The organism is Cellulomonas citrea (genome assembly GCF_009829685.1).
Classification (GTDB): Bacteria; Actinomycetota; Actinomycetes; order Actinomycetales; family Cellulomonadaceae; genus Cellulomonas; species Cellulomonas citrea.
Genome location: NZ_VWSD01000259.1, coordinates 1 through 2101 on the forward strand (window position 1 = coordinate 1; position 2101 = coordinate 2101).

The window sequence follows — 2101 nt, forward strand, 5'->3', positions numbered from 1 at the left end:
AGCGAGGCGGCCATGAGGGCGAACGGCCGGTCCGGGCGGTGCTTGCGGGCGCGCAGCCGGGCCACGGCCGCCTCGTCGTCGGCCCGCACCGCCAGGTGGAACCCGCCGAGCCCCTTGACCGCGACCGTGCCCCCGGTGGCCAGCACCTGCTGGGCGACGGCGAGGGCGGCCTCGTCCCCGTCGGTGCGGGTGCTGCCGTCGGTGGCCCACAGCCGCGGGCCGCACACCGGGCAGGCGACCGGCTGGGCGTGGAAGCGGCGGTCGGCCGGGTCGAGGTACTCGCGCTCGCAGTCGGCGCACATGGCGAACCCGGCCATCGACGTGCTGGGCCGGTCGTACGGCAGACCGGTGACGATCGTGAACCGGGGGCCGCAGTCGGTGCAGGTGATGAACGGGTGCCGGTGGCGGCGGTCGGCCGGGTCGAACAGCTCGCGCAGACACGCCGCGCACACTGCGCAGTCGGGCGGCACGGTGGTCCGCGGGCCGGCGTCCGACGTGCTGGCGGCGATCGTGAACGCGGTGAGGGCCGGGTCCTCGGGCACGTCCTGCGTGCGGACCTCGCGCACGAACGCCAGGGGTGGTGCGTCCGCGGCGATCCGGCGGACCAGCTCGGCGAGCGCGGCCGGCGGGCCCTGGGCGTCGACCACGACCCCGGCGGCCGTGTTGGTCACCGAGCCGGTGAGCGCGAGCTCATGGGCCAGCCGGTAGACGTGCGGGCGGAACCCCACGCCCTGCACCACCCCGGTGACCAGGAGCTGTCGTCGGGTCATCGTGGACCCGCCCCGGGCCCGTCTGCGGCCCCGACGCACCGCAGCGTCATCTGCACTCCTCGCCCGGGCGGCCGGAGCGACCGGCCGCACCCGGTGGAACCTAAGGACGGCCCGCGGCAGTGTCAATCGCGCCGCCCCACCCGCGGTGCGCCGTCGCAGCGGCGGCACCGGCTCGTAGCCTCGTGCCACGCCCGCGGGGCGTTCGAGGGGAGGGCCCATGACAGCCCGTGCGGTACGGCGGGGGACCGGCCGGCGCCAGGTGCGGCGATGACGTTCGCCACCCTGGCCCTCATCGGCGTCGTCGCGCTCGCTGGCCCGGCGCTGGCCGCACGCGAGTCCTGGCGGGTGCCGGTCATGGTGGGCGAGCTGCTGGCCGGGCTGGCCCTCGGCGCGAGCGGGACCGGGGTCCTGGACGCGCACGACCCCACGTTCCAGCTGCTGGCTGATGTCGGGTTCGTGCTGCTCATGTTCGTCGCCGGATCGCACGTGCCCGTGCGTGACACCCAGGTCCGCGCGGCGCTGGGCTCCGGGGTGCTGCGCGCCGGGCTGGTCGCCGTCGTCTCGGCCGGGCTCGGGGTGACGATCGCGCTGGTGCTCGGGGGTGGGCACGCACCGCTGTACGCGGTGCTGCTCGCCTCGTCCTCGGCCGCGCTCGTGCTGCCCACCGTCGACGCGCTGCGGCTCGGCGGCCCGGCCGTCCTGTCCATGACCGCGCAGGTCGCCGTCGCGGACATCGCGTGCATGGTGGCCCTGCCGCTCACGATCGTGCCGCAACGGGCGGTGGCGGCGCTGGGCGGCCTCGTCCTCGTCGCGGGTGGTGCGCTGCTCGTCCTGCTGGTGCTGCGTGAGGCGCAGCGGCGCGGGCTGCGCCGGCGCTGGGAGCGGGTGTCCAAGCGGCGCGGGTTCGCCCTCGAGCTGCGGGTCAACCTGCTGCTGCTGTTCGCCCTGGCGGCGCTCGCGGTGTGGGCGCACATCTCGGTGATGCTCGCCGGGTTCGCGCTCGGTCTCGTGGTCGCGGCGATCGGTGAGCCGCGCCGGCTCGCACGGCAGATGTTCGCCCTCGCCGACGGGTTCCTCGGACCGCTCTTCTACGTCTGGCTCGGTGCCTCGCTCGACCTGTCGGCGCTGGGGGACTCCCCGCGCGACCTGCTGCTCGCCGCGGCGCTCGGCGTCGGGGCCGTGCTCACCCACCTGGTGCCGCGGCTGGTGGGGCAGCCGGCCCCGCTCGGGCTGCTCGCCAGCGCCCAGCTCGGCATCCCGGTGGCGGCCGCGACGATCGGCACCCAGACCGGCGCGCTGCGGCCCGGGGAGGCTGCTGCCCTGCTGCTCGC

General features: G+C 76.6%; 2 protein-coding genes. One reads left to right on the forward strand and one right to left on the reverse strand.

Going from position 1 to position 2101, the window contains the following annotated elements; genetic code table 11:
• The coding region (locus F2B26_RS15905) for an acylphosphatase (RefSeq protein ID WP_201292790.1) at positions 1 to 770 on the reverse strand (770 nt) is incomplete at its 3' end.
• Between the two features lie 267 nt (positions 771 to 1037).
• Here F2B26_RS15905 and F2B26_RS15910 point away from each other — a divergent pair.
• The coding region (locus tag F2B26_RS15910) for a cation:proton antiporter (RefSeq protein ID WP_159811012.1) at positions 1038 to 2101 on the forward strand (1064 nt) is incomplete at its 3' end.